Source organism: Vibrio sp. 10N.261.52.A1, from assembly GCF_002876325.1.
In the GTDB taxonomy this organism is placed as follows: Bacteria; Pseudomonadota; Gammaproteobacteria; order Enterobacterales; family Vibrionaceae; genus Vibrio; species Vibrio chagasii.
Genome location: NZ_MCYD01000592.1, coordinates 1 through 25,704, shown reverse-complemented (window position 1 = coordinate 25,704; position 25,704 = coordinate 1). Strand labels below are relative to the sequence as shown.

At 46.1% G+C, this 25,704-nt stretch carries 23 protein-coding genes; 16 read left to right on the top strand and 7 right to left on the bottom strand.

Features of this window, described 5'->3' with window-relative positions; genetic code table 11:
• Window positions 1–71: 71 nt before the first annotated feature.
• Window positions 72–2,051 (top strand): replication initiator protein RctB domain-containing protein, encoded by a 1,980-nt coding sequence (locus BCT81_RS10240; RefSeq protein WP_102424076.1) that lies wholly within the window; start codon window positions 72–74, stop codon window positions 2,049–2,051.
• A gap of 379 nt (window positions 2,052–2,430) precedes the next feature.
• Here BCT81_RS10240 and BCT81_RS10235 read toward each other — a convergent pair whose 3' ends face one another.
• The 3 genes from BCT81_RS10235 to BCT81_RS10225 are packed head-to-tail and all read right to left on the bottom strand — an operon-like array spanning window position 2,431 to window position 4,675.
• On the bottom strand, window positions 2,431–2,913 hold the full coding sequence (locus tag BCT81_RS10235; protein WP_102424074.1) for a transcriptional regulator: 483 nt from the start codon (window positions 2,911–2,913) through the stop codon (window positions 2,431–2,433).
• On the bottom strand, window positions 2,910–3,842 hold the full coding sequence (locus tag BCT81_RS10230) for an ATP-binding cassette domain-containing protein (RefSeq protein WP_102424073.1): 933 nt from the start codon (window positions 3,840–3,842) through the stop codon (window positions 2,910–2,912). Before BCT81_RS10230 ends, BCT81_RS10235 begins: the two co-directional genes overlap by 4 nt.
• An 8-nt stretch (window positions 3,843–3,850) precedes the next feature.
• Window positions 3,851–4,675 carry an ABC transporter ATP-binding protein gene (locus BCT81_RS10225; RefSeq protein WP_004736926.1) on the bottom strand — a complete coding sequence of 275 codons (825 nt, stop codon included), beginning with the start codon at window positions 4,673–4,675 and terminating at the stop codon, window positions 3,851–3,853.
• A 362-nt stretch (window positions 4,676–5,037) separates the two neighbouring features.
• On the opposite strand from BCT81_RS10225, the gene BCT81_RS10220 reads away from it, so the two are divergent.
• Together BCT81_RS10220 and BCT81_RS10215 are read left to right on the top strand one after the other, a co-directional pair.
• Complete coding sequence (locus BCT81_RS10220) at window positions 5,038–5,232, top strand: hypothetical protein (protein ID WP_004736928.1); 195 nt, start codon at window positions 5,038–5,040, stop codon at window positions 5,230–5,232.
• Between the two features lie 189 nt (window positions 5,233–5,421).
• Window positions 5,422–5,982: an NADAR family protein gene (locus tag BCT81_RS10215; RefSeq protein WP_102424072.1), complete on the top strand. Its 561-nt coding sequence runs from the start codon at window positions 5,422–5,424 to the stop codon at window positions 5,980–5,982.
• Window positions 5,983–6,107: 125 nt separating this feature from the next.
• On the opposite strand, the gene BCT81_RS10210 is transcribed toward BCT81_RS10215, so the two are convergent.
• Window positions 6,108–6,866, bottom strand: coding sequence for a transporter substrate-binding domain-containing protein (locus tag BCT81_RS10210; RefSeq protein WP_102424070.1), 759 nt, complete (start codon window positions 6,864–6,866; stop codon window positions 6,108–6,110).
• 88 nt (window positions 6,867–6,954) lie between these two features.
• On the opposite strand from BCT81_RS10210, the gene BCT81_RS10205 reads away from it, so the two are divergent.
• Complete coding sequence (locus BCT81_RS10205; RefSeq protein WP_102424068.1) at window positions 6,955–9,345, top strand: response regulator; 2,391 nt, start codon at window positions 6,955–6,957, stop codon at window positions 9,343–9,345.
• 98 nt (window positions 9,346–9,443) lie between these two features.
• On the opposite strand, the gene BCT81_RS10200 is transcribed toward BCT81_RS10205, so the two are convergent.
• Entirely contained in the window at window positions 9,444–10,172 is a 729-nt protein-coding gene (locus BCT81_RS10200) for a UTRA domain-containing protein (protein ID WP_102424067.1), read from the bottom strand.
• Window positions 10,173–10,383: 211 nt separating this feature from the next.
• Between BCT81_RS10200 and BCT81_RS10195 the strand changes: the two genes are divergently transcribed.
• The 6 genes from BCT81_RS10195 to BCT81_RS10170 all read left to right on the top strand — a co-directional run bounded on the left by BCT81_RS10195 (window position 10,384) and on the right by BCT81_RS10170 (window position 15,768).
• Window positions 10,384–11,487 (top strand): ABC transporter substrate-binding protein, encoded by a 1,104-nt coding sequence (locus BCT81_RS10195; protein WP_102424066.1) that lies wholly within the window; start codon window positions 10,384–10,386, stop codon window positions 11,485–11,487.
• 62 nt (window positions 11,488–11,549) lie between these two features.
• Window positions 11,550–12,413, top strand: coding sequence for an alkaline phosphatase family protein (locus BCT81_RS10190; RefSeq protein ID WP_102424064.1), 864 nt, complete (start codon window positions 11,550–11,552; stop codon window positions 12,411–12,413).
• Window positions 12,410–13,303, top strand: coding sequence for an ABC transporter permease subunit (locus BCT81_RS10185; protein ID WP_102424063.1), 894 nt, complete (start codon window positions 12,410–12,412; stop codon window positions 13,301–13,303). Before BCT81_RS10190 ends, BCT81_RS10185 begins: the two co-directional genes overlap by 4 nt.
• The gene (locus tag BCT81_RS10180; protein ID WP_102424061.1) at window positions 13,303–14,088 is read left to right on the top strand and encodes an ABC transporter permease; all 786 of its coding nucleotides are present in this window, start codon (window positions 13,303–13,305) and stop codon (window positions 14,086–14,088) included. Before BCT81_RS10185 ends, BCT81_RS10180 begins: the two co-directional genes overlap by 1 nt.
• Window positions 14,088–15,107 (top strand): ABC transporter ATP-binding protein, encoded by a 1,020-nt coding sequence (locus BCT81_RS10175; RefSeq protein WP_102424060.1) that lies wholly within the window; start codon window positions 14,088–14,090, stop codon window positions 15,105–15,107. The genes BCT81_RS10180 and BCT81_RS10175 overlap by 1 nt, the downstream gene beginning before the upstream one ends.
• A 1-nt stretch (window position 15,108) precedes the next feature.
• Complete coding sequence (locus BCT81_RS10170) at window positions 15,109–15,768, top strand: HAD family hydrolase (RefSeq protein WP_102424058.1); 660 nt, start codon at window positions 15,109–15,111, stop codon at window positions 15,766–15,768.
• A 91-nt stretch (window positions 15,769–15,859) separates the two neighbouring features.
• On the opposite strand, the gene BCT81_RS29745 is transcribed toward BCT81_RS10170, so the two are convergent.
• Window positions 15,860–16,045, bottom strand: coding sequence for a hypothetical protein (locus BCT81_RS29745; protein WP_102424056.1), 186 nt, complete (start codon window positions 16,043–16,045; stop codon window positions 15,860–15,862).
• 103 nt (window positions 16,046–16,148) lie between these two features.
• Here BCT81_RS29745 and hppD point away from each other — a divergent pair, with 103 nt between their 5' ends.
• The 6 genes from hppD to BCT81_RS10135 all read left to right on the top strand — a co-directional run bounded on the left by hppD (window position 16,149) and on the right by BCT81_RS10135 (window position 23,480).
• Window positions 16,149–17,222, top strand: coding sequence for a 4-hydroxyphenylpyruvate dioxygenase (gene hppD / locus BCT81_RS10160; RefSeq protein WP_102424055.1), 1,074 nt, complete (start codon window positions 16,149–16,151; stop codon window positions 17,220–17,222).
• The gene (locus BCT81_RS10155; protein WP_102424054.1) at window positions 17,215–18,345 is read left to right on the top strand and encodes a homogentisate 1,2-dioxygenase; all 1,131 of its coding nucleotides are present in this window, start codon (window positions 17,215–17,217) and stop codon (window positions 18,343–18,345) included. The genes hppD and BCT81_RS10155 overlap by 8 nt, the downstream gene beginning before the upstream one ends.
• 12 nt (window positions 18,346–18,357) lie before the next feature.
• Window positions 18,358–19,395, top strand: a complete 1,038-nt coding sequence (locus BCT81_RS10150; RefSeq protein WP_102424053.1) for a fumarylacetoacetate hydrolase family protein — start codon at window positions 18,358–18,360, stop codon at window positions 19,393–19,395.
• 54 nt (window positions 19,396–19,449) lie between these two features.
• On the top strand, window positions 19,450–20,139 hold the full coding sequence (gene maiA, locus BCT81_RS10145; protein WP_102424052.1) for a maleylacetoacetate isomerase: 690 nt from the start codon (window positions 19,450–19,452) through the stop codon (window positions 20,137–20,139).
• Window positions 20,140–20,414: 275 nt separating this feature from the next.
• The gene (locus BCT81_RS10140) at window positions 20,415–21,308 is read left to right on the top strand and encodes a LysR family transcriptional regulator (RefSeq protein WP_102424051.1); all 894 of its coding nucleotides are present in this window, start codon (window positions 20,415–20,417) and stop codon (window positions 21,306–21,308) included.
• A 147-nt stretch (window positions 21,309–21,455) separates the two neighbouring features.
• Window positions 21,456–23,480: an alkyl sulfatase dimerization domain-containing protein gene (locus BCT81_RS10135; RefSeq protein WP_102424050.1), complete on the top strand. Its 2,025-nt coding sequence runs from the start codon at window positions 21,456–21,458 to the stop codon at window positions 23,478–23,480.
• 146 nt (window positions 23,481–23,626) lie between these two features.
• Here the strand turns inward: BCT81_RS10135 and BCT81_RS10130 are convergent, their stop codons facing one another.
• On the bottom strand, window positions 23,627–25,612 hold the full coding sequence (locus BCT81_RS10130) for an acetoacetate--CoA ligase (protein WP_102424049.1): 1,986 nt from the start codon (window positions 25,610–25,612) through the stop codon (window positions 23,627–23,629).
• Between the last annotated feature and the right edge of the window lie 92 nt (window positions 25,613–25,704).

The window sequence follows — 25,704 nt, the reverse complement described above, 5'->3', positions numbered from 1 at the left end:
ATTTATGATCATTCTTTCTTTATCATTCAGGAACTATAGTGAAATTACGGTTAGTGTGATACGGATCAAAAATGAAACCAGAAGAGAAATTGTTAATTAAGGCACGAAGCCACAAAGATGGTCATTTATTTGAGGTATCTGAAACAGCCGTTGAATGGATTGAACAATATCAACACTTCAAAGGTGTCACTAAAAGCATAGTTGAGCTTCTTAACCTAATTTCACTTCGTGGATTTAGCAGTAAAGATGGATACGTTTCAACGACCGAGATTATTGAATCAACCGATGGTCAAGTTACCCGTGCAGCTTTGCAACAAAGATTGAGAGCAGCGGTAAATATCGGTCTTTTCAAGCAAATCCCTGTTCGCTTTGAAGAAGGCCTAGCAGGAAAAACCATGCTGCATCGTTTTGTTAACCCTAACCAATTAATATCGGTATTGGGTGCCACCAGCTTGGTGACAGAAAGTGTCAAACAAAATGAAAAGCAGAAGCGTTCTAAAGCCCTAGCTCAAACCAAAGTAAACAAACGTCTGCTGAATGAACACGGACTCAATACTCCCCCAACAATGAAAGATGAAGCAGACCAGTTCATTGTGTCTCCAACAAACTGGGCGGGGATTATTGATCAAGCGTTAGCACCACCACGAACGCGTAAGAGTTACCAAAAATCAATGGTTTCGATCTCAGGTACTCGCGCAGTGATCGAGACAAGATCATCGAAGAATATCATGACGGTTGATGATCTCATGACACTATTCGCCTTATTTACACTCACCGTTCAATATCATGATCACCACCAAGATGATTACCATCTTGATGCAAAGCACACACCGAACAAAACACCACTCTACATCACCGATATTTTGTCGCTTCGAGGCAAAAAAGACAGCGGCCCTGCACGTGACTCAATCCGTGACAGTATTGATCGTATCGAGTTTACAGATTTTCAATTGCATGAGCTTACTGGTCGTTGGCTTAGCGAGAACATGCCAGAAGGTTTTAAGAGTGATCGTTTCCGATTCTTAGCGAGAACCATCACTGCATCGGAAGAGGCGCCTACAGAGGGCTCTGACGGCGAAATTCGCATTAAACCGAACCTATACATCCTTGTTTGGGAGCCATCGTTCTACGAAGAGCTGTTAACACGTGATTATTTCTTCTTGTTCCCGCCTGAGATCCTGAAGCAGCATACCTTGGTTTTCCAAATGTATTCTTACTTCAGAAGTCGTATGGCGCGTCGTCATTCTGATTGCATGCTATTAAGCGAACTTAATCAGAAGTTGGCTCGCAACATCGATTGGCGTCGATTCTCAATGGATCTGATCCGTGAGTTGAGAAAGCTTGGTGAAGCTGGGGATCAAGAAGATACCTTCCTGGTTAACCTGTGGGGTTATCATTTGACGATCACAGCTTTGATCGAGAAAGGGAAAACCACAGACTATCAAGTTGATATTAAATGTAACGTGGAAGAAGTATTGCGTTACTCGAGAGCCCGTACCACCAATGCCGGTAAACGTAATATGGCACCAACTCTGCCAAACCCGCTCCGCAACGAGATGGTATCGAAGCAGAAGCTGGAAGAGCTGTCTGAAATTATCGATGGTGAGTTCGAACCAATCCAACGCAAGGCACCATCACCAAGAGGTAAATTAGGGCGTCGTGTTAAGCAGCGTAAGCACTCTGTTGAGATCAATGCAGACGAGATCATGATAACACTCTCTAAATATACCTCTGCAGAGGCTCTAGAACGCAGTATAACGGCTTTATCTGCTATGACAGGGCATTCACACGCCTCAATCAAAGAAGAGTGCTCAGAGCTTATTGAGAAGCTTGATTGGCTAAGAGTAGGGGATGAGATCATTCCTTACGAAACGCTAAGTAAGTTAATTGAGCTGTACAACGACCGCGATAGTAACAGCAACCGCCACCTTTCTATTGAACGTCTTATCTCTGGCTTAGCGGTTCGCCGCAAAGTGTGTAAGCAAGTTCACGAAGGGCATTTAGATGAGAATGTGTTCTTAGCGTTAGATGAGATGGCGATTGGCCACTAATTCTGGGCCTGTTTTCAGGCCTGTGAATGGAAATTTGAAACATCATTAGGTGTTGATAAGAACCGCACCTAACGCTGACAAAGTGATGACAAAGTAGCGCACTCGGTTGATTATTATTTATCCCGAATAGACAACCTTTTGTCCTTTCTTATGATTAATAGATTGGCTCATATTTTGTTACATCATACTGAATAGATTTTTGCGAGTTCCCCAAGGGACTCGCTTTTTTTTGTCTAAAATTCGACTAGCCATTAAAAATCAATAGTTTAGTGTGTTTCCTTCCGAAGCATGATCAAGGTTAGATCATGCTTTCATGGATCTTGTTCATTGGCAGGAAAGGAAGCTTCTTAGGGGCGACAGTGGATCAAGTGAGTAGCGATCAGTGAATCTGATGTTTTACATTACCTTGATCATCGTTTCGGGGATGGCTCGTCATGAAGCGGACGTGCGACTCGATCAACTTCTCTGATTCTGCTTGCCAGCGCGGCTCCTGCTGCTGATTGGCAAACTCGAGAGCCAGCACACACAGATGCTGAACTCGTTGAGTACACCACTCTTGCAAGTCTGGCTCTGCTTTGGGGTCACAAGACACCGCTTGCAGCTTGCCGTAAGCAAACATTAGGTATTGGTAAGCCTTTTCTTGATGGTGTGCATTTTCGTTCGGCTGTCGATAGAAAGTAAAGATTCTCAGGCAGCCATCTAGCCAACATGCGATGCCTTTGCTTTGTTCATCCGTGATCAACGGCCCCCAGAGTGCATCTGGAGGCGTTAAGATCAAAGGTTCTAACCGTTCCACTTGATCATGCTTTCGGGCTTTGTACCAATCTCCGATCCACTCTAACCAAGTGTCTAGTTCATTCATGCAATATTATCCCATTGTTTTACAAAGTGATTATCAGCAACTTGCTTAACGTTATGCTGTATTTCACTGCTTTGTTCTCGAATACGATCTGCGTCTATTGAATAGTTTGGTTCATTTTTAACGAGTTCGCCAAATGGCAGATCAGGATCTGGCACCGCAGAGATCAATAGCTTGGTGTATGGGTGTTGAGGATTGGTCAAGATCGACTGAGTGGATCCCCATTCGACGATCTGTCCTTTGTACATAACTGCTGTTTCTTCTGCTATGTAATGTGCGGTCGCGAGATCATGGGTTATGTACAAAAAGCCAATCCCGAGTTCTTTCTTCATTCGTTGCATTAGGTTGAGCACGCCAAGTCGAATTGAAACATCCAGCATGGAGGTGGGTTCGTCGGCAAGAATAACCTCAGCGCCAACAGCCAGTGCTCTTGCTAGGTTAACCCTTTGTCTTTGGCCTCCACTGAGCTCGTGAGGGTACTTGGCCAGTGTTTCAATGGGTAACTCCACCAGCGTTAATAACTCTTCCAGACGCTCTGCTAGCGCTTTTTTATTAGCGACTTGCTTATGAATCTTGAGAGGGCGCGTTAAATGGTGCTCTATAGTATGTGTCGGATTCAACGAGCCAAACGGGTCTTGGAACACCATTTGCACTCTGCTGCGGTAGTCCAAGATGTCTTTGCGGCTGTTGAGGGTTGAGATGTCTTTGCCATTGAACAGGATCTCGCCTTCTGTCGGTGGGTAAACCTTGGTCATTAGCCTCGCGCAGGTACTTTTTCCGCAGCCTGATTCGCCAACGAGAGCTAACGTTCTTCCTGCGTATAAGTCAAAACTCACGCCATGCAGGGCTCTAAATATCTCCTCTTTGCCAAATCCGCCACCAACGGTGAACTCTTTAACGAGGTTTTTTACTTGCATAATTGGTTGTGACATTAAGGCTCCTAGCACGCTGTGGCGTGAGCATGTTCATGAATATTAGGGAATGAACTCCACAGCTTTTGGGTGTAGGAGTGCTGAGGGTTATTACGAATCTCATAGGCTTGATTGACTTCAACGATCTTGCCATGACGCATAATGGCAATGCGGTCACACAGCTGGCTCATCAGGGCCAAATCGTGGGTGATAAAGAGGATTGAGAAGCCGAACTCTTCTCTGAGTTGATGTATTTGTTGCAATATTTCTCGTTGAACGACGACATCCAAAGCCGTAGTTGGCTCATCCATGATGATCAGTTTGGGATTGAGCGCGAGAGCAATCGCAATCACTAATCGTTGACGCATACCGCCGCTAAATTGATGAGGGTATTCGGTCAGGCGATGGCGAGGAATATTCACTAGGTCGAGCAGCTTTTCTGCGCGATCTTTGGCTTGTTCATCACTCATCCCTTTGTGGTGGCGTAGCACATCGGCAAACTGTTCTTCAATGGTTAACACTGGGTTAAGTGAGTTCATGGCACTCTGGAACACCATAGCGATCTCACTCCAGCGTAATGTATTCAGCTGACTGTCAGATAGCCTCAGTAGGTCTTGCCCATCAAAAAGTATTTGACCGCCAGAGATGAATGCGGGTGGCTTGTGAAGTCGGTTAATGGCAAATGCGATGGTGCTTTTGCCACAGCCTGACTCGCCAGCCAGGCCAAAGATTTCTCCTTGTCCTATGCTAAAGCTGACGGACTTTACCGCGTTGAAGTCTCCGTCATCGGTGATGTAGTCGACACATAGGTTCTTCACTTCGAGAAGAGGTGTATCTGGATTTTCCATAGACATGATAGATACTCAGTTATGATATTGATAACTATTATCATTAACACATGTTGGATTTAGTGAAAGAGATCAGCACAAAAACAATGAAGTGCCTCGAAATTTATCTTGGGGTATTTCAGGAATTTTCAGTGGGAAACGCGAAAACTAAGGGAGGAAAGTGAGAGTTGGATCAAACCCCATTTCTTATGGGGAATCTTTTAAATGTAATTGCAGAAAATGGCTTTGGCAAAGTTTAAATGAGCCATTTATTAATTAGCTTTATGAAGCGTCGGAATCATCACATTTCAGTGCAGAATTTCTTAACAAGCGAAATAGCATTTGCTACAGATTACCTGTCCATTACATGGTGCTTTTCGGAGGAAAACATGTCCATTAATTCTATCAACCATGATGAAATGACAAACATTGCAAATAAGTGGGATGCTGAAGAAGAAGTATCTTTCAAACCAGAAAAGAAAATGAAGTCCGCTGAAGCTCGTCGTCGTATCGAGGCGCTAAGAGAAATTAGAGAAAGCGGTTTGAGTCTGGAAGAAGCGAGGGAGCTGGGTCTTATTCACTAAAACCCCCGATTGCATGCAATAGGGTGGCTCAGTGCCACCCTTTGATTTATAAGCACTTTACTCATTTCTCACTCGATTTCCATCTGCAATTTTACCTTCTAGGCTCAAAGCTCACTCACACAAATTTTCTCGGCAGTTTCTACTTTTCGTTTAAAAACAGGCTGACGGCATACTCTTGAACTAAGTTGTTTGACAGCAATATGTGACGCCACTAATTTTAAAGGCAAAGCAAAAATATGCGATGTCGTTGGTAGGGAGAAGGCTATGTCGAATTCTGTGGCTCAAGCTGAAGAAGTGTTGTTTTATGAACCAGAAGATCCGAATGGATACCTTTCAAATTTTGCCGCTTGCCCGATCAAGGTGGATGGGCAAGTGTGGGCAACCAGTGAGCACTATTATCAGGCAATGAAGTTTTCTTCACCGTCGCTGAGAAACATGATTCTTAAAGCCTGCACACCTGCTGAAGCATTCTCGTTAAGCCGACAATACGAAGAGCAGGTTCGAGAGGACTGGTACGATATTCGTGTAGAGGTGATGCGATTCATTGTGACCGAGAAATTCACACAGAACCCGCAGTTTGCTTTGTTTTTAACGAGCACGGGCGACTCGGTGATCAAAGAGCACTCTCATAAAGACCATTTTTGGGGAGATGGGGGAGATGGAACCGGTGAGAATCACTTAGGGAAAATTTTGATGGCAGTGCGCCAACAACTTCGTAGTCAGCAACTGCATTTGATCACATCACATTAATTACACATTAAAAAGGCCGCTCTAGTTAGCTTGTACGCTAGAAACAGAGCGGCCTTTTGTATTTCTGTAGTTCCGGTATCCGAAGTCGCTAGAGTGCGCTAACGAGCCATAGAATGACGTTATAACTATAAGTAACTTTGGACGATGTCATCAAGCTGTCCATCGTCTATCATTTGGTCTAAACGTTGGTTAATAAAAGTCTCGAGCTTAGGATCCATTTCTGGGTCGAAAGCCAAATGAATTGGGTAGTTATTGATGACTGAACCGAAGTCCTGCATTTGGTAATCATCGATATTGAGTTTCTGATCGTTTAGGTTGTATTTGATTCGTGATTCCATTTCTACAAATACGGTATCACCAGGTGCACGGTTAATAACGCGGAATGCAGCCGTATAATCTTTTACTCGGATCTCATTGAGCTTGCCTTGCTTGATGTACGGCTCTAAGTTTGGGTATTCAAATCCCACTAGCAATACCACTGCCTTGCCATCTAAATCGTCAATCGTATTGAACTCGAACGGCTTCTTACCGCTACTCAGCAATACGTGTTTTACATTGTAAATTGGCTCTTCAGACAGGTTGACTGATTGGATGTTTCCCCAGCTAGGACTGCCATAGGTAACCCAATTTGGGTTCTCTCTCGCATCTAGCTTGTCAATCATTCGATTAAAAGGGTAGGTGTGGTAGTTAATCTCGTACTGGCTATCGTCAAACACTGCTTCAACAATATCAGAAACGATTCCTCTGTGGGATGACCCGTCAGTTTCGATCTGAAAAGGTTGCGCTTGGCTCGCAATAATGTAGTAGTGAAGAGGCTCGCTTGAGAAAGCATAACTGCTTGAAAACAAACTGACTATGGATGCAACGATAATATGTTTTTTCATAACCTTCCCTAGTTATTTGATGAATGACTACTACTATACTAGTTGAGTAATTGTAGTTTACTAAGATAACAACATTGGTAATTTTTATATGGTGAAAAAAGGAAAACGCTATATTGGACTCTCTCGACAGTTGATCGGGGCCATCATTGCCATCAGTACCTTATTCACAGTCATAGTGACAGGTCTGGGGCTGTATGTGGAGTACCAAAATCGAGTTTCTTTTATCAGTTCTCAGATCGAGCAGGTTAAAGCTGGCTACCTTTCTGGTTTAACGTCAAGCCTATGGGTTGAAGATCGCGCTCAGTTGTTTGTACAAGCGGAGGGCATTTCGCGTCTCCCTTCCGTCAGTTATCTCCTTATCGAAAGCCCTGACGAAAAAATCTTAGAGCTTGGCAGCCCCACAACCGGGCAATCTTATTCTCAGTCATGGGAAATGGTGTATCAAATGGGGGGGAAAGACTTCCCACTGGCCACCCTCACGGTGCAATCCGATTTAAGTATGATCCTCAATGACTTCGAAGAACGAGTGCTGTTGCTACTCGCTTTTGAAGCCGTGAAAATCTTTTTGCTGTCATTGGTCTCTTTGGCCATTGTTTATCGCTTGGTCGTCAAACGCTTGATGACCATGTCCTCTCAGATAAACGAGCAGCAAGTTGAAGACAATAAACCCCGTTTTTTAACGCCAACTGACTCTACTTATAAAGATGAAATATCGACGCTGGAAAACAGCTACAACCAATCAATCGAACGCATTCGTCAACAGTATCAAGAGTTGATTAAAGCTAAAGAGACGGCTGAAGTTGCTAACCGCAACAAGAGTGAATTTTTGGCTAACATGAGCCACGAAATCCGCACTCCAATGAATGGAATTATCGGACTTTCGTCTCTGCTTTCAGAAATGGATATGCCGAAAGAGCAAAAAGAGTACGTCAACATGCTCAATACCTCTTCGTTAACTCTTCTAGACCTTATTAACGACATCTTGGATTATTCGAAAATTGAAGCGGGACGTTTAGAACTGCAACAAGAACCAATGAAAATGATGGGTATTGCAGCCGATGTTGAATCGACCTTCAGAGTGAAAGCCGAACAGAAAGGTTTACGATTCCAATTGGAGATAGACCCTAAGATCCCAACCATGGTGATTGGAGATGGAACCCAGCTCAGACAGGTACTGAATAACTTAGTCGGCAACGCCATCAAATTTACCGAGCGAGGTCATGTGACGCTTTCTCTTCGCTTAGAAAAAGTGATCGAGCCTGAGCAGAAGTTGAGAGTTCGATTTGTAGTTGCTGACAGTGGTATTGGTATCGCAGAAGATAAGCAAAAATCGGTATTCGATAAGTTTCAGCAGGCCGACGGCAGCACCACTCGTATTTACGGCGGCACAGGATTGGGTCTGACCATATGCGATAAGATAGTGTCCTTAATGGGCAGTAAGCTTGAGCTAACCAGTATTGAAGGCAAGGGCAGTACCTTTTACTTTGTGGCTGACTTTGATCCGTGTTTGGAGCTCGACGAGAGTAATATCGATTTCAATAAGGTCTCGGTGTTGCTGGTGGATGATAGCCAACTGAACATGCGTATCACATCGACACAGCTACAATCGTTTGGTGTGTCCTCTACATGCTGTGAAACAGCAACCGAAGCGCTAGAGCTCGTTTCAGAGTCTGTCGAAAACGCTTCGCCTTACGACTTAGTGTTGATTGATAAAGTGATGCCTTCCATCGATGGGTTCCAGCTTGCAAGAAAACTGATAGAGCGCTTTGGCAAAGCCTGCCCTAAGCTTGTCATGATCTCTGCCGACCCTCGTAAGCAAGACGAAATGCATGCTAAGCAAGTGGGGTTTATTGCCTACATTGCTCGCCCGTATCAAGATAATCAGCTTAAATGGACCATCAGTGAGGTGTTGGCGAGAACAGCTGAAACCGAGACCTTTACCTATCCAAATCGAGGTGAGGTGGCGTTTAAGGACAATGACCCTCTATCAACCACTAAACCCGCGGTGGTGGCGAAAGAGAGCGTTAAGGTTGAAGAGTCTAAGCCTCAAACTGAAACTTCGTTATTTAGCGGTAAAGTACTGGTGGTCGAAGACTCCAGAGTCAACCAACAAGTTGCCAAGATGATGCTCAAGAAGCTTGGTTTTGAAGTGGACATTGCCGACAACGGTAAAGTCGGAGTCGATAAATTTAAGCACAACGAATATCAGATGATCTTCATGGATTGTCAGATGCCAGTGCTCGATGGCTTTGAAGCGACGAAACAGATTAGAGCACTCGAAGAAGGGACGTCGAAACATATTCCTATTGTGGCGCTGACAGCCAACGTAGTGCTGAAAGATAAGCACTTATGTTTTGATGTGGGGATGGATGAGTTTCTACCTAAGCCTGTTAATCAAGGTACACTGAGAGAAGTCGTAGCGAGTTTTTTGTCTGATAAGAACAAGCTTACAGGCGACAGTGAGCAGAAGATTGTTTAGTCCGCGCGCCATTAAATCTCATCGTTAAAACCCAAAACCCCGACTTAATCCGTCGGAGTTTTTGTATATGTGACTTTACTCTCTAAAAAGATACGGCACTAGCCAATGCTATCAATGTGGATCACTACTGAGTCTGGTCGCCAGTATTCCAGTTCGCAGTCCATCAACTCGCCATCTTGCTTGTAGTTCACACGGCAGATCTTCAGCACCGGTTGACCCTCAGCCAAATTTAGCGCCTTAGCGACATAGGCTGGGGCTGAAGTGGGAATTACATCAAAGCGCGATCGTTTGGTCTCATAGCCATACTTCTCTCTATAAATACCTGTCAGCGACATGGTGAGATTTTCCGACAATATTTTTTCAAACAGGGGGGCTTTCAATACGTTTTCAACGAACAGTACCGCTCTGCCATCAATAAAGCGTAATCGCTCGATCACGTGTATTGGCGTTATCTGTTCTATTTCTAATGCTTTGGCGTAATCGCCTGCTGCCATCTCTGTGCGAGTGCTCAACAGCCGTGTTTCTGCGATGCGGTCTTGTTCGCGAATCATTTGATGAAAGTGAGAACGAGACAGTGGGTTGTAGCGAATACGTTCGGGTGACACATACCAGCCTCGGCGCTCCTCTCGGTATATCAGACCTTCAGTTTCTAGCGACACCAATGCATCTTTGAGCGTGATTCGAGTGGTGGAAAACAGTTCGCTGAGTTCTCGTTCGGATGGCAGTTTTTGCCCCTCGGTGAATATACCTGATTGAAGTTGTTCTCTGATGCTCGCCTTGATTCTACCTAGCTGTGTCCCTGATTGTCCTGTTGCCAATGTTCTCATTACTGATCTAGTCCATAAGTTCGTGTGCTCAATAAGGTAAACCATGCAGTTAACAGGAATGTGACAGTAAACAATGGCTTACTGTCATATGAGTGAAATATAACTGCCATGTAAATGCATCTGAACTGTCAAATAAGTTGCGCGAAAGCGTCATATTCTGGCGATAGCATACAAAACGAACTTACTGACCTAGTCCAGAGGGATAGAGACAATGAAAACTTTGCTTAGCCGTTCAACTGTATCGCCAGCCAAACTGATTGGTTCACCTGCAAAATTAATCGGCGCAACGCTAATAACGGCAATACTTTCAATGCCAGCGATGGCGAAGGATGCTGATCTTGAGTCACTGATTGAGGCCGCTCAAAAAGAGGGTGCGGTTTACAGTGTGGGCATGCCAGACAGTTGGGCAAACTGGAAAGGCACATGGGCTGATCTGAAAGCGAACTACGGTTTGAAGCATCAGGATACAGACATGAGCTCAGCACAAGAGATCTCGAAATTTGAAGCAGAGAAAAGAAACGCAACCGCAGATATCGGTGACGTTGGTTTCGCCTTTGCACGTGTTGCGGTGAAGAAAGACGTGACTCAGCCATACAAGCCAAGCACTTGGAATGACATTCCAGACTGGGCGAAAGACAAAGATGGTCACTGGGCTCTGGCTTACACAGGCACTATCTCGTTCATCTCAAACAACAATCTTGTTGAAGATGCACCAAAATCTTGGAGTGACCTACTAGAAGGCGACTACAAAGTTACTGTTGGTGACGTAGGCGTAGCAGCGCAAGCAAACAACGCGATTCTCGCGGCTGCATTTGCGAACGGCGGTGACGAGTCGAACCTAAAGCCTGCGATTAAATTCTTTGGTGAGCTAGCGAAGCAAGGCCGCCTATCTTACACCGACCCAAGCATTGCGAACCTTGAAAAAGGTGAAGTGGAAGTAGCGATCATGTGGGATTTCAATGCACTGAACTACCGTGACAAGATTGACCGTGAGCGCTTTACTGTAAATATTCCACAAGATGGTTCAGTGATCTCTGGTTACACCACCATCATCAATAAATACGCGCAGAACCCGAATGCGGCGAAGCTGGCTCGTGAATACATCTTTAGCGACCAAGGCCAGATCAACCTAGCGGAAGGTTACGCGCGCCCAATCCGTAGCAACGTGACGCTACCTCAATCAGTACAAGACAAGCTGATCTCGAACGAGCAATACAGCAATGTTCATCCAGTCACTGACTTCTCAGCATGGGAAAAATCAGCACGTCGTCTGCCGCGTCAATGGCAAGAAAGTGTCTTGATTCATCAGCAGTAATCCCCGCTTAACATGCCACCTGTAACGGGTGGTCCATAGAAACAAGCAACAGAGAATAGACCATGAGCAATAAGGTTATCCTTGTTGTTCTAGATGGACTGAATTATCAGGTAGCCCGTGATTGCATGGGCTACCTGAACGGTCTTCTAGAACTGAGCGATCTTCATCAAAAACAAGGAGACTCGCTAAACATGAGCACGCAGAAAAACAAGCTTCGTGCCACGCTTTACCCAATGCAGTGCGAGCTGCCGTCCATGTCACGTCCACTGTATGAATGCATCTTAACCGGAGTTCGCCCCGTTGAGAGTGGCATCGTTAACAACCAAATTGTGCGTTTATCGAATCACGAATCTATTTTTAGCTTGGCCAAGTCACAGGGCAAAGTGACGGCTGCCGCGGCGTATCACTGGGTGAGTGAGCTGTATAACCGAGCCCCCTTTGATGCGGTGCGTGACCGCTTTACCAACGACGAAACCATGAACATTCAACATGGCTGTTTCTATCACTGGGACCACTACCCAGATGAAGCCTTGTTCTTGGATGCAGAGCACTTGCGTGTCACTCATCAGCCGGACTTCTTACTGATTCACCCAATGAACATTGACGACATGGGTCACAAGCACGGGTTGGACTCTCGCCAATATCGCAATAGTGCACGTGGCGCGGATATTTACCTATCGAACTACCTTGAGAAGTGGGTTGACGATGGTTATCAGGTGATCATCACCAGTGACCACGGCATGAACAATGACTTATCGCACGGTGGCATTCTGCCTGAAGAACGTGAAGTGCCATTCTTTGTGATTGGCGATAAGTTCACACACCAAGCCTGTTCAGTGAAACAGACTGATATTTGCGGCAGTGTGTGTCAGCTACTCAACCTTGAACACGATAAATCTTACACTCAGGAATTGTTGGCCCTATGAGCAGTTCTGTAATCACGCAGAGCGATGGCTCTGCCCTTAAACCTCAAACCAAATCTTGGTTCAAACGCTTCAAGCCCGCTTTGTGGCTTGCGCCTTTCGCCCTGTTTTTCTATCTGTTTCAACTGGCCCCTATGGTTTGGGTGCTGATCAACAGCTTCTTCTACGACGATGAGTTTTCCTTAGAAAACTATTCTGAAATATTCGACTCTGCTTTTATGATGCAGGCCTTTGGCAACAGTTTATGGCTGTCGATTTGGTCGAGTATCTTTGGTTTGGCGATTGCGACTCTGCTCGTCTCTTCACTGCGCCGTGTCGACTCTAAAATCCGCGATGCGGTGATCGCCTTCACCAACATGAGCAGCAACTTCTCTGGGGTGCCTCTGTCGTTCGCCTTCATCATCATATTAGGCACAAACGGTGCGATCACCTTATTGCTCAAGCAGTACGGATTGCTGGGAGACTTCGACTTGTACGGCAAGTGGGGTTTGCTCGCAATTTACATCTATTTCCAGATCCCATTGGCGGTGCTGTTGCTGTATCCAGCGTTTGATGCCCTTAGCGATGACTGGCAAGCGGCCTCAGCACTGCTTGGTGCGAAAACCTGGCAATACTGGACCAAAGTTGCGCTTCCTGTGCTGTCTCCGGCCTTATTTGGCACCTTCATCATCTTGATTGCTAATGCGATTGGCGCCTATGCAAGCGTGTATGCGTTGACCTCTGGTAACTACAACGTGATTACGGTTCGTATCGCGAGCTTGGTATCGGGCGATTTGTTCCTAGAGCCTAATCTAGCAGCCGCAATTTCCGTGATTCTGATGGCGATGCTTGCGTTCATCACCGTGATTAACCAATGGCTGATCAGCAAAAGCTACGCAGGGAAGAGAAAGTAATGAATACCGTAAATACTCACTTTCATAAAACCGTGGTCTATTCGATCGTTGGAATCATGATGATCCCGATCTTAGCGACCTTTATCTACTCGATCTCGTCGCGTTGGGGTGCCACGATCTTGCCTGATGGCTTTACTCTGGATTGGTACATTAACCTACTGACGGATCCTCGCTTCTTACAAGCCTTTGGTCGTTCACTGTTTATTTGTATAGCAGCATTGTCACTGAGTGTGGTGTTGATTCTGCCTGCGATTTTCGTGGTGTTTTATTATTTCCCGAAACTCGACAAGGTGATGAATATCCTAATCTTATTGCCGTTCGCAGTGCCGCCAGTGGTGTCGTCGGTAGGTTTGCTTCAGCTGTATGCCGATAGCGAAATCTCACTGATAGGCACGCCGTGGATTTTGATTGGTACTTACTTCACCATCGCGCTGCCATTCATGTATCGCGCGATTGCCAACAGCTTTGAAGCGATCAATTTGCACGACTTGATGGATGCGGCTCACCTGCTCGGTGCAAGCACGACTAAGGCGTTCTTGTTGATTATTTTGCCAAACCTTAAAAAAGGCTTAATGGCATCACTGTTCTTGTCGTTCTCGTTCCTACTAGGCGAGTTCGTGTTTGCCAACATCTTGGTTGGTACACGTTACGAGACACTGCAAATCTACCTATACAACATGCGTCAAACCAGCGGTCACTTCACGTCAGCCCTTGTGATGACGTACTTCCTGTTTATTTTCTTACTGACTTGGTTGGCAAGTCGTTTCAGCCAAGGAATCAAATAATGAGCTATGTAAATGCGAAAAACCTCACCAAGCGTTTTGGTGACAACACAGTATTTGAAGACATTGAATTCTCCATCGAGAAGGGGGAATTCATCACGTTACTTGGCCCAAGTGGCTGTGGTAAATCAACGCTACTGCGAAGCTTAGCAGGTCTAAATCCGGTCGATGGTGGCGAGATTTGGGTAAATGGTGAAGAGATCACTCACCAAGTGCCGCAAGAGCGTGGCATCGGCATGGTGTTTCAATCTTATGCGCTGTTCCCGAATATGACGGTTGAGGGCAACATTGCGTTTGGCCTTAAAATGAAAAAGCTGGCCGCTGACGAGATTAAGCGTGAAGTCGCGAAAGTGATTGGGCTGGTGGACTTATCGGGCAAAGAGAAGTTCTACCCGCATCAATTATCAGGTGGTCAGCGCCAGCGTGTGGCTTTGGCTAGAGCTTTGGTAGTCAAGCCGCGTATTTTATTGCTTGATGAACCACTTTCAGCGCTGGATGCGAAGATCCGTAAACATCTGCGCCAACAGATCCGAGACATTCAAAAAGAGATGAACCTGACCACGATCTTCGTTACTCACGATCAAGAAGAAGCGATGATCATGTCTGACCGTATCTTCCTGATGAATAAAGGCGAGATCGTCCAAGCGGGAACACCTGAAGAGATCTACACTCAACCAGCCAATGAGTTTGTGGCAGGGTTCATGGGGCACTACAACTTGGTACAAGCGAACAAGGCTAAGCAGCTGTTCGATATTGAAACCGAGTGGAAAGTGGCGATTCGACCTGAATCTATCTACGTTAAAGAGCAAGGCCGACAATATGGCGAACATATCTCTGCGCCGAAGACCGGCACCATTCTCAACCACCAGCTTTTGGGCAACGTGATTCGCTACCAAGTGGACGTTGATGAGTGTGAATTAACGGTCGACTTACTTAACCGTTCTTCTGAACGACTGTTGGCAAACGGCAGCCAACTTGAACTCCTGTTTAACCTTAACGAAATTCAACCAGTGAGAGCCTAAGATGTTCAAACCTTTGTATGTATTTGATATGGACGAAACGCTGATCAATGCCGATGCAGCGATGCTCTGGAATGAATTCTTGGCTGAAAAGGGCATTGCTACAGCGCCGAACTTTATTGAAGAAGACCAGCGCTTAATGGGCTTGTATTCGGAAGGTAAGCTGAACATGGAAGACTACCTCACGTTCGCTATGGAGCCACTGGCTGACATGCCAACTGAGCAAGTCAGCGCTTTGGTTGAAGAGTGTGTTGAGCAGCATATTTTACCTAAGCAGTTCAAACAGTCTAAACCATTAATAGAGCAGCTGGAGCGTGATGATATCGACATGTTGATCATCTCAGCGAGCGTCACTTTTTTAGTAGAAGCCGTGGGGCGCAAGATTGGTATCGAGAATGCACTCGGTATCGATTTGGTCGAAAACCAAGGCCGCTTTACGTCTCAAATATTAGGTGTGCCGAGCTACCGAGAAGGTAAAGTTACCCGTTTGAAAGAGTGGTTAGACAATCAAGAAACTAACTATTCAGACATTCACTTTTATACCGATTCAATCAACGACTTACCTTTGTGTGAACACGCTGATTTTGCGTATTTAGTGAACCCATGCCCGCGTTTGAAAGCACTGGCCGATAAACCGAATTGGTCGATCCTGAACTGGGATTAACGCGAACCCTATATTCGAATTAGCTTCGTTTTAGAACTTATCAAGCCGCTGACTACAGCGGCTTTTTTGCCTCATCAGTCTAATGTTCGACTTATCCCCTTAGCTCACAAAATCTTGAATGTAACAATTCAATAACATCTCTTGCTTGCCTGTAAATCAAACCACCATCTTTCAACCCCTTGATAGCGCTCACTTTCTTGTGAATAGAGCTTGCGTGTAACAAATATTTTACAAATTGACGGGTTTTTAGCGTGATTGTCCATTTCTCTCTATCCATTCCAATCTGTCGGCTTGTGGGCCAAATTTAGTTAAGGACAAAAAACAAACAATCATTTCACAAAAAACGTAACACAAGACCGATAGGTACAAGGAGAAAGTTCATGGTGGAGTCATACAACCCGCTTGGTACGGATGGATTCGAGTTTGTTGAATACACAGCTGTCGACCACAAGGGAATTGAGCAACTTAAAGCGCTGTTTGTGTCACTGGGTTTTGCCGAGATCGCTAAGCACCGCTCAAAAGAGGCTTGGCTTTATCGACAAGGTGACATCAACTTTATCGTCAATGAACAACCACACAGCCAAGCTGAAGCATTCGCTAAAGTTCACGGCCCATCGGTGTGTGGCATGGCGTTTCGTGTTAACGATGCAACCACGGCAATGACACAGGCGTCTAACGGTGGTGGGGAAGAGTACAAGACAGAAATCGGGCCAATGGAACTGAGCATTCCTGCTATTTACGGTATTGGTGAAAGTTTGCTTTATTTCGTTGACCGTTACGGCAAGCAGAGCATCTATGATGTTGATTTCCGATTCTATGATGATGCGGAAGAGCGCATGGCAAAAGCTGATGTAGGCCTCTACGAGATTGATCACCTTACGCACAACGTGAAACAAGGCAATATGGACCTGTGGTCTGGTTTTTATGAGCGTATCGGTAACTTCCGCGAGATTCGATACTTTGATATCGAAGGTAAGCTGACAGGCCTTGTGAGCCGCGCAATGACTTCGCCATGTGGCAAAATCCGCATCCCTATCAATGAGTCTTCAGACGACAAATCACAAATTGAAGAGTTCATCCGCGAATACAACGGTGAAGGCATTCAACACATCGCACTTGCGACAGATGACATCTACAAAACAGTGAAAACCCTGCGTGATCGCGGCATGGACTTTATGCCAACGCCGGATACCTACTACGAGAAAGTCGATGAGCGCGTTAAAGGCCACGGAGAAGACACTGATCTGCTGCGCGAGCTTCGCGTTCTAATTGATGGCGCACCAACGAAAGACGGCATCTTGCTGCAAATTTTCACACAGACGGTTATTGGGCCTGTGTTCTTTGAAATCATTCAGCGTAAAGGCAATGAAGGCTTTGGCGAAGGCAACTTCAAGGCGCTGTTTGAATCGATTGAAGAGGACCAGATTCGTCGAGGAGTATTAGACGATGCATAAATGGATCTCGTTTCCTCATCGGGAGGGGGTGTGTTCTAAACAAGCGCATGCCGACTTCCCCGAAGAGGCAATCTATGAGCGAGAGGCGGGCCGAAGTGGTTTCTTCGGCCCTGCCGCTCACTTCCATCACCAACATGCGCCAACAGGTTGGTCTGAGTGGGAGGGCGACTTACGCCCTCGCGCTTTTGATTTTACGCTGGTGGAAAAAGCCAGTCAGATAACCCCTTGGGCTGTGCCTCATCTTTTGCACAACGCGGACTGCAAAATCCGTGTATGGCGTATGGATGAGAAGATGGATTTCTTGGTACGTAACTCCGATGGCGATGAGCTACTGTTCATTCACCAAGGTAGGGCGGATCTCTATTGCGACTATGGTCATTTAGAGGTGAGTGAAGGGGATTACGTGATGATCCCGCGCTCAACCAATTGGCGCTTGGAGCCAAGTGAGCCGATGTTCATCTTGATGATTGAGAACACCGACGCCGCTTATTCCTTGCCAGAGAAGGGCATGGTCGGCAATCACGCGGTGTTTGATCCCGCGGTTCTTGAAATCCCGTCGATCAACGATCAATTCCGCGCTCAGTATTCAGAAGATCAAACCCAAGTTCAGGTGAAACGCCACGACAAAGTCAGCGTGATCACTTATCCGTTCAACCCTTTAGACGCGATTGGTTGGCATGGTGACTTGGCGGTAGTGAAAGTGAACTGGCGCGATATCAGACCGCTGATGTCACATCGCTACCATTTGCCACCGTCTGCACACACCACCTTTGTTGGCGCAGGCTTTGTGGTGTGTACCTTTGTGCCGCGTCCGATTGAGAGCGACCCCGGTGCGCTGAAAGTGCCGTTTTACCACAACAATGATGATTACGACGAAGTGCTTTTCTATCACGCTGGAGACTTCTTCAGTCGCGACAACATTGAAGCGGGCATGGTGACTTTCCACCCTGCGGGCTTTACTCATGGGCCTCACCCGAAAGCCTTTAAGGCTGGGCAAGCGTATAAGAAAAAGTTCACCGACGAAGTCGCGGTGATGATTGATACCCGCCATGCACTGCAGTTCTCTGACGAGCTCGATAGCGTTGAGAACAAAGAATATGTCTACAGTTGGCAAGAGAAGTAAGGGGCAACAAGGATGAAATTAGCAACCAAGAAAAATGGTACTCGCGATGGTCTGTTGATGGTCGTGAGTAAAGATCTTAAACAGTGTGTGCCAGCGACAGAGATTTTCCACGCGATGCATCTGGCGCCAACCATGCAAGTCGCTCTGGATAATTGGGAAAGCGTTGCACCTCTGCTAGAGGAGTTATACACCTCGCTCAACACTGGCCATGTGACGGGCAGTGAAGTGTTTGCGCCTCAATATTGTGAATCGCCTCTGCCACGCGCTTATCAATGGGCTGATGGCAGTGCGTATGTAAACCACGTTGAGCTGGTGCGTAAGGCTCGTGGTGCTGAAATGCCAGAAAGCTTCTGGGTTGACCCGCTTATGTATCAAGGCGGCTCAGATGCCTTTATTGGGCCACGTGACAACATTGAATTTGCCAGTGACGAATGGGGTATCGATTTCGAGGGTGAAGTTGCGGTTGTCACCGGAGATGTGCCAATGGGAGCCAGCGCCAAGCAAGCGCATGATTCGATTCGTCTGCTAATGTTGGTGAATGATGTGTCGCTGCGTGGTTTGATTCCGGCTGAGCTTGCCAAGGGCTTCGGTTTCTTTCAGTCTAAGCCCTCTTCAGCGTTCTCTCCGGTTGCCGTTACGCCCGATGAGCTGGGTGAACAGTGGAAAGGGAGCAAAGTGCACCTGCCACTGACTTCAACCTACAACGACACACCTTTTGGTTGTCCGAATGCGGGCGTCGATATGACTTTCAATTTTGCCGAGTTGGTTGTGCATGCTGCGAAAACTCGACCACTGTCGGCAGGGGCGATCATAGGTTCGGGCACGGTTTCTAATAAGCAAGGCACTGATCACGGCACCTCAATTGCGGAAGGTGGAGTGGGCTACTCCTGCATTGCTGAAGTACGCATGATAGAGACGATTCGTGATGGTAAGCCGTCGACTCAATTCATGTCGTTTGGTGATTCGATTCGCCTAGAGATGTTCGATGCCGATGGTGACTCGATCTTTGGCGCGATTGACCAAAAAGTCTGTCAATATCGACCACGCTAGTGATAGCGACAAGAGTAAAGCGACAGAGATGAATAGTATGGACAAGGGCTCTTTATGAACAAGAAGATCACACTCTATGGTTATTGGCGCTCTTCGGCAGCCTATCGAGTGCGCATTGGGTTGAACCTAAAGCAACTTAGCTATGAGTCGAAATCGGTGCATTTGGTGCGTAATGGCGGCGAGCAGCATGATCCACAATATCGCGAGCTCAATGCCAGTGAACTAGTGCCAGTGCTGGTGGATGGTGACGTTAAGCTCAATCAGTCGCTGACGATATTGCAATACTTAGACGAAAGCTCTTTGTGTGAGCGCTACCCAGATACCTTGTTGATCCCTGAGCAATCACCACTGCGCTATCAAGCGTTGGCGATGGCTCAGGATATTGCGATGGAAATTCACCCTCTCAATAACCTGCGCGTGTTGCAGTATTTGGAGCGAGAATTGTCGTGCGAGCAAGAGGCGAAAATGGAATGGCTTCACTATTGGATGAACCAAGGGTTCCGTGCATTAGAAGAGAAACTGGCGAAGCTCAGAAAAGCGCATGGCGACTCAGTGTATAGCCTCATGGACTCGCCTTGTATCGTCGATATTTGCTTAGTGCCGCAAGTCTACAATGCACTGCGTTTTGGCGTTGATATGTCGCCGTTTCCGCTAATTAACTCAATTGTCGAAGCGTGTAATCAGTTGCCCGCTTTTATTGATGCGATGCCAGAGAATCAGGCGGATGCGACTTCCCCCTTGTAAACAAAAACAACAAGTTGAGCCTTAAATAAACTGAGTGTTTATATCGCTAGGGGAGCATGACAGAGTTGTCATTACTCGTTGTGCGCCCCTAATTTCACTGATTGAAAAACGACTTAACCCTTATCCCTAACGCTCTTTTTTTAGCGTCATCCCCATTCTTCGCAATGCATACTCACTTTTCCTATGACATTAACCTAAAATGAGTGCGTACGGTTTATTGAACTTCGATTGACAGTCGTTGTACATTGAATCTCCGCTCATCAAGGAATGCTTTTATGTCTCATAAGTTCGATCTAAACCTGTTGCGTATTTTCTCTGTGGTTTATCAACAAGGATCAGTCACCAAGGCTGCTGAACACTTGGATCTCACACAGTCTGCAATCAGTAATTCTCTTAATCGACTTAAATCGAGCCTTGGGCAGGAATTGTTTAATCGGACGGGACGAGGCGTAAAACCAACGCGTTTTGCTCAAGAATTGTATGAACAATTGCAATTTTCTTTGATGGAGATAGATACCGTCATGGAGGGAGTGACTCAGTTTAATGTCGACCATCCTCATCGATTTATTGTTTACAGCCACGAAGCTATCTTCCACACATTGAGACAGAGTTTGGATCGTAAACTTGCCGGAAAACCGATAGAGGTTTTGTTGGTTGAAATTCCGTCAGATGAAACGCGAATCTACGATGACTTAGTGAATGAAAAAATAGACCTCGTTATTGATATCAGTCGTCCACAAGGCGCGATGTTTCAATCATCGGTGCTGCGCGAAGAACAGCTTTGTTGCATCGTAAGGCATAATCATCCACGCATGAATTTGGAAAGTATAAACAAAGAAAGCTACCTACAAGAAAGACATGCACTTTTCGATTTAACGCGACTAAATCTTAAATTTGTCGATTGGATAACCGATGAAGTTCTTCCGCAAAGGAAGGCTTACAGTGAACATAAATCTCTATTAGGAATGATAGAGGCGGTGTCTTACAGTGATGCAGTCGGTGTTGTTCCGTTATCTGTTGCCAAACGTTACCAAAAAGCGTTTAACCTTGATTTACTGCCCTTTCCATTCGCAAACCATACCTTCGACTCATTCATGATTTCGTTGAATAAAATGCGCAGCAATGCTGCAAATACCTGGCTTCGTGAATTAATTTACAGTGCCGTGTGAATTTTTCTGATATCACTAAAATTAATATCAGATATATCTTAAGTGACTTAATTGATGATGTCAGACTCGTTAAAGTAATCCCATCAACACGATGCAAGTAAGCAGCGTTAGTTTTTCCAAGGATGGCAACGAGTCGAAGGTATTATCATGAAAAAAACTATTTTAGCTTTAACGATCTCTGCTATTTCATGTGGCGCAATCGCAGACAGTGATTACGGCTCACTGGATACGTATATGGGTAAAGCAGCGACTGAACATACTGCTGCTGCGAACAAGTCGCTGGATAAAACCTTGCCTTGGGAAGACGTATCAGCGTTTGAGCGTTCTGAACGTGGACTTATTGCTGCATTCGATGATCATGATGCTGGTCGCCTGCGCAACAGCATGGCGCACCTTAATGTGAAAGATATGCGTGCTGATCGCCCTGACACCGTAAACCCTTCCATTTGGCGTCAGGCTCAAATGAACTATGCGTCTGGAGGCTTGTATCAAGTGAATGAAGGTGTGTATCAACTTCGTGGTGCTGACCTTTCTAACATCACTATTTATAAGGCAGACAACGGTTACATCATTCATGATCCACTGTTAAAAGCGGAAGCAGCTTCCGCGGCTTGGGCTTTTGCAAAAGAGCACCTGCCAAAGATCAACGGTAAACATAATATTGTTGGTATGATCTATTCTCATACCCACCCAGATCACTTTGGTGGTTCACGCGGTATCATTGAATCTGGTGATTGGGTTGAAGGCTCTCCAATCATTGCCCCTGATGGTTTCATGCGTGAGTTTGCGGACGAGAACGTTTTAGCAGGCGCAGCGATGGGACGCCGCGCTTCATATCAATACGGTTCAGATCTACCAACTAACGAAACCGGTATCGTCGATAATGCTTTAGGCATGGGATTGGCTGAAGGTAACGTGACTTTTGTTCCTCCTACGCAGTTCATCGTTGAGCGTGAAGAAACCGTTGTGATTGATGGCCTTGAGATGCTGTTCATTAACATGCCTGGCGCAGAAGCGCCTGTAGAGATAGTTAACTACGTACCAAAATATCGCTCATTGAACACCGCTGAATTGACTTATGACGGTCAGCACAATGTGTATACATTCCGTGGCGCGAAAGTTCGTGATACTGCTGCTTGGACTAAATATCTGACTGAGTTGAAAATGCGCTTTGTTGATTCTGGCTTAGTTGATGATATCCATGCTGCTCACTCTGCGCCAGTGTGGGGGCAGGAAGAAATTTCTGAGTATATGGGGCTTCAGCGTGATAACTACGGTTGGTTGCACAACAACACCATGCGATTAGCTAACCACGGCGTTAAGATTCACGATGTGGGACGTGAGATTGACAAGATCATTCCTAAAACTCAGTTACAGACTTGGCACACCAACGGCTATCACGGTTCATACTCGCACAATGCCCGAGCAATCATGAATTTATACCTTGGTTACCATGACTTGAACCCAATCAACACCAACCCGCTACAGTCTACTGACCGTGCATGTATGTATGTTGAAGTTTCGGGCGAAGGCAAGCTATTTGAAGCCGGAACAGAGTACTTTAATAAAGGTCAGTACCAAGAGGCTGCCGAGCTATTCAACAACTTGGTGACGTGTGACCCAACAAACGTCACATATCGTGAGAAACTGGCTGATACGTTTGAACAACAGGGTTACCAGTCTGAGACTATGGCTTGGCGAAACTCTTATCTGCAAGGTGCGGTAGAACTACGCACGGGCACCATTGGCTCGGGTACAAAAACAGCATCTGCTGATGTAATCGCCAATACTCCAACCTCAAATTTCTTGGACTTGGTCGGTGTACAGTTAAATGGACCTAAAGCGGAAGAGCTTGGTTTAGATTTCAATATGACCATCGTGCACCCTGACGTAAATGAAACTCACTATGTTGAAGTCTCAAATGCAGCGATGTCGAATATTTCTGTGACAGAACTCGGTCTGAAAGACAACTTGCCGAAACTAGACACTCAACTGATTGTAAATAAGTCAGATCTTACTCGTGTGCTACTTGGTGAAACTACCTTGGATAAGCTTGTTGAAGCGGGTCAAGCCGGTATCAAAGGTGATGCTGCAAACATTAAGCAGTTAGCAAGTGCCTTAGATCAGTTCGACGGTAAATTTGAAATCTTACCGCTTGGCTTAGAGAAGTAATGCTCGGATATAGATGAAAAACAGCTTAAATGAAGGGTAATCGCTATGCGATGAAAGATATTTAAGTTGATTCGAACGAGCACCAAAAATCCGATATTAGGAAACTAATATCGGATTTTTTCGTGCTGATGTTTTATCTCGCAAACCTACAGCGAAATCACATGCTTGATCTCATCGAGTACATCCGCATTGGCTATCGCACCTATGTTCTCAACGGGTTTGCCATTCACCACCTGCTTCACTGCCAACTCTACCAGTTTTCCTGAGCGTGTTTTTGGCACGTCGCTGATAGTAAAAATTTGGCTAGGTACATGCCTAGGTGAACAAGAGGATTTGAGCTTGTGCTTAATGGCGGCCAATAGCGTTTCATTGAGAACCACACCTTGCTGCAGTTGAACGAACAACCAAATCTGCTCATTGCGGTCGACGTCTTTACCGACGGCGATGGAGTCGATGATGCCCTCAATGGTGTTCACTTGTTGGTAGATCTCAGCAGTACCAATACGCACACCACCAGGGTTGAGCGTGGTGTCGCCTCGCCCGTAGAACAGATAACCGCCATGCACGCTCTGTGCGACCTCGTCACCGTGATGCCATACATTGTCGAACCTGTCCCAATAAGTGCTGTGATAGCGCTCTCCGGTGTCATTCCAGAAGCCAACTGGGAAATTGGGGAGGGAATTTGTACACACTAGTTCACCACGTTCGTGATCGACTTTATGACCCGTTGAATTGAAAACCTTGATGTCGACGCCAAGCCCTGCCTGTTGGCATTCGCCGCGATACACCGGCGAGATAGGATTACCTAACACAAAGCATCCGCAAATATCCGTGCCGCCAGAAATGGATGCTAAATGTAGGTCTTGCTTGATGTGTTTGTAAACGAAATCAAACTGCTCTGGGTAAAGCACTGACCCAGTTGAACACAGTGTCCTCAAATGAGGCAGAGAGTGGCTGTCGATAGGCGAGACTTCAGCCTTCTCAATCGCTTCTAGATACTTGGCTGAGGTACCAAACAGCGACACATCGGCGCGCTGTGCCAAGTCCCACAGCACATTAGGTTGCGGGTAAACAGGGCTGCCATCAAAGATCACCAAACAAGCTCCGCTGGCGAGTGCAGAGACGTGCCAGTTCCACATCATCCAACCACATGTGGTGTAGTAGAAAACGCGATCGTTCTGCTTAACATCGCTGTGCAGTTGATGCTCTTTTAAGTGGTTGATGATGGTGCCGCCAACAGAGTGCACTATACACTTTGGCTTACCTGTGGTTCCGGAAGAGTAGAGCACAAACAGCGGATCATTGAAGCCGATACGCACAAATCGAACAGGCTGTGGCTGGTAATGATTGATGATGTTGTTCCAGCTTTGCAGCGACACGTCATGCTCAAAATCATTCTTTTTTAAATAGCCGATCTGACACACCTGTTTTAGCTCGCTGAGATGCTCAATGATGGCGCTGTTCTTGTCTGCCATATCAAATGTTTTACCATTGAAAGTGTAACCATCGCAGGTGAATAGCACCTTGGGTTTCACTTGGCCAAAACGCTCAATCACACTCTCAACGCCAAAATCAGGCGAGGTTGACGTCCAAGTCGCCCCTAAGCTGGTGGTTGCGAGCATGGCTATCACGGTTTGTGGTAGGTAGGGCGTATACGCAGCAACCACATCACCTTGCCTTACGCCGCTATCAACAAGCCATTGCTGAACGTTGGACACAGCCTCACATAGGGCTTTCCATGTGTAGCTCTGCTGTTCACCACGCTCATTCTCAAACCAAATTGCGTGCTCGTCAGGCATGGTTTGCGCGAAGCGCAGCAAGTTCTCGGCGTAGTTTACTTGCGCATTCGGAAACCAAGCTGCATCACGATTGGATTTAGGTTGCTGCCAGCGGCTCTCACCTTGCGTTTTGATGTCATCCCCTTGCGAGCCAACCACTCCACAAAACTGCCACACGTTTTGCCAAAACGACTCAGGCTGATCCACCGACCATTGATGGAGTTCGGCGTAGCTTTGTATGCCTCTATCTAGGTTTAAATCAGACAGATCAAGGTTGTCGATAAATCGGGTTAAGTTGGCATCAGCGATACGCTGCTCACTTGGCTGCCAAACTGGCTTGTTGCTTTCGTACATTCCTTTACCTTTAACAAAAACTTAACGATTTCAGTCTGGTATGAAGGTTTTACAAAGTCAAAAGATCAGGGAAATAAGGCTTTGATATATTT

Coding starts and splice junctions, on each gene's coding strand:
- BCT81_RS10175 (WP_102424060.1), top strand. CDS start 14,088: ATGAGCTATGTAAATGCGAAAAACCTCACCAAGCGTTTTGGTGACAAC.
- BCT81_RS10150 (WP_102424053.1), top strand. CDS start 18,358: ATGAAATTAGCAACCAAGAAAAATGGTACTCGCGATGGTCTGTTGATG.
- BCT81_RS10220 (WP_004736928.1), top strand. CDS start 5,038: ATGTCCATTAATTCTATCAACCATGATGAAATGACAAACATTGCAAAT.
- BCT81_RS10205 (WP_102424068.1), top strand. CDS start 6,955: ATGGTGAAAAAAGGAAAACGCTATATTGGACTCTCTCGACAGTTGATC.
- BCT81_RS10195 (WP_102424066.1), top strand. CDS start 10,384: ATGAAAACTTTGCTTAGCCGTTCAACTGTATCGCCAGCCAAACTGATT.
- BCT81_RS10240 (WP_102424076.1), top strand. CDS start 72: ATGAAACCAGAAGAGAAATTGTTAATTAAGGCACGAAGCCACAAAGAT.
- BCT81_RS10140 (WP_102424051.1), top strand. CDS start 20,415: ATGTCTCATAAGTTCGATCTAAACCTGTTGCGTATTTTCTCTGTGGTT.
- BCT81_RS10190 (WP_102424064.1), top strand. CDS start 11,550: ATGAGCAATAAGGTTATCCTTGTTGTTCTAGATGGACTGAATTATCAG.
- BCT81_RS29745 (WP_102424056.1), bottom strand. CDS start 16,045: ATGGATAGAGAGAAATGGACAATCACGCTAAAAACCCGTCAATTTGTA.
- BCT81_RS10130 (WP_102424049.1), bottom strand. CDS start 25,612: ATGTACGAAAGCAACAAGCCAGTTTGGCAGCCAAGTGAGCAGCGTATC.
- maiA (WP_102424052.1), top strand. CDS start 19,450: ATGAACAAGAAGATCACACTCTATGGTTATTGGCGCTCTTCGGCAGCC.
- BCT81_RS10210 (WP_102424070.1), bottom strand. CDS start 6,866: ATGAAAAAACATATTATCGTTGCATCCATAGTCAGTTTGTTTTCAAGC.
- BCT81_RS10135 (WP_102424050.1), top strand. CDS start 21,456: ATGAAAAAAACTATTTTAGCTTTAACGATCTCTGCTATTTCATGTGGC.
- BCT81_RS10225 (WP_004736926.1), bottom strand. CDS start 4,675: ATGTCTATGGAAAATCCAGATACACCTCTTCTCGAAGTGAAGAACCTA.
- BCT81_RS10200 (WP_102424067.1), bottom strand. CDS start 10,172: ATGAGAACATTGGCAACAGGACAATCAGGGACACAGCTAGGTAGAATC.
- BCT81_RS10155 (WP_102424054.1), top strand. CDS start 17,215: ATGCATAAATGGATCTCGTTTCCTCATCGGGAGGGGGTGTGTTCTAAA.
- BCT81_RS10170 (WP_102424058.1), top strand. CDS start 15,109: ATGTTCAAACCTTTGTATGTATTTGATATGGACGAAACGCTGATCAAT.
- BCT81_RS10185 (WP_102424063.1), top strand. CDS start 12,410: ATGAGCAGTTCTGTAATCACGCAGAGCGATGGCTCTGCCCTTAAACCT.
- hppD (WP_102424055.1), top strand. CDS start 16,149: ATGGTGGAGTCATACAACCCGCTTGGTACGGATGGATTCGAGTTTGTT.
- BCT81_RS10180 (WP_102424061.1), top strand. CDS start 13,303: ATGAATACCGTAAATACTCACTTTCATAAAACCGTGGTCTATTCGATC.
- BCT81_RS10235 (WP_102424074.1), bottom strand. CDS start 2,913: ATGAATGAACTAGACACTTGGTTAGAGTGGATCGGAGATTGGTACAAA.
- BCT81_RS10230 (WP_102424073.1), bottom strand. CDS start 3,842: ATGTCACAACCAATTATGCAAGTAAAAAACCTCGTTAAAGAGTTCACC.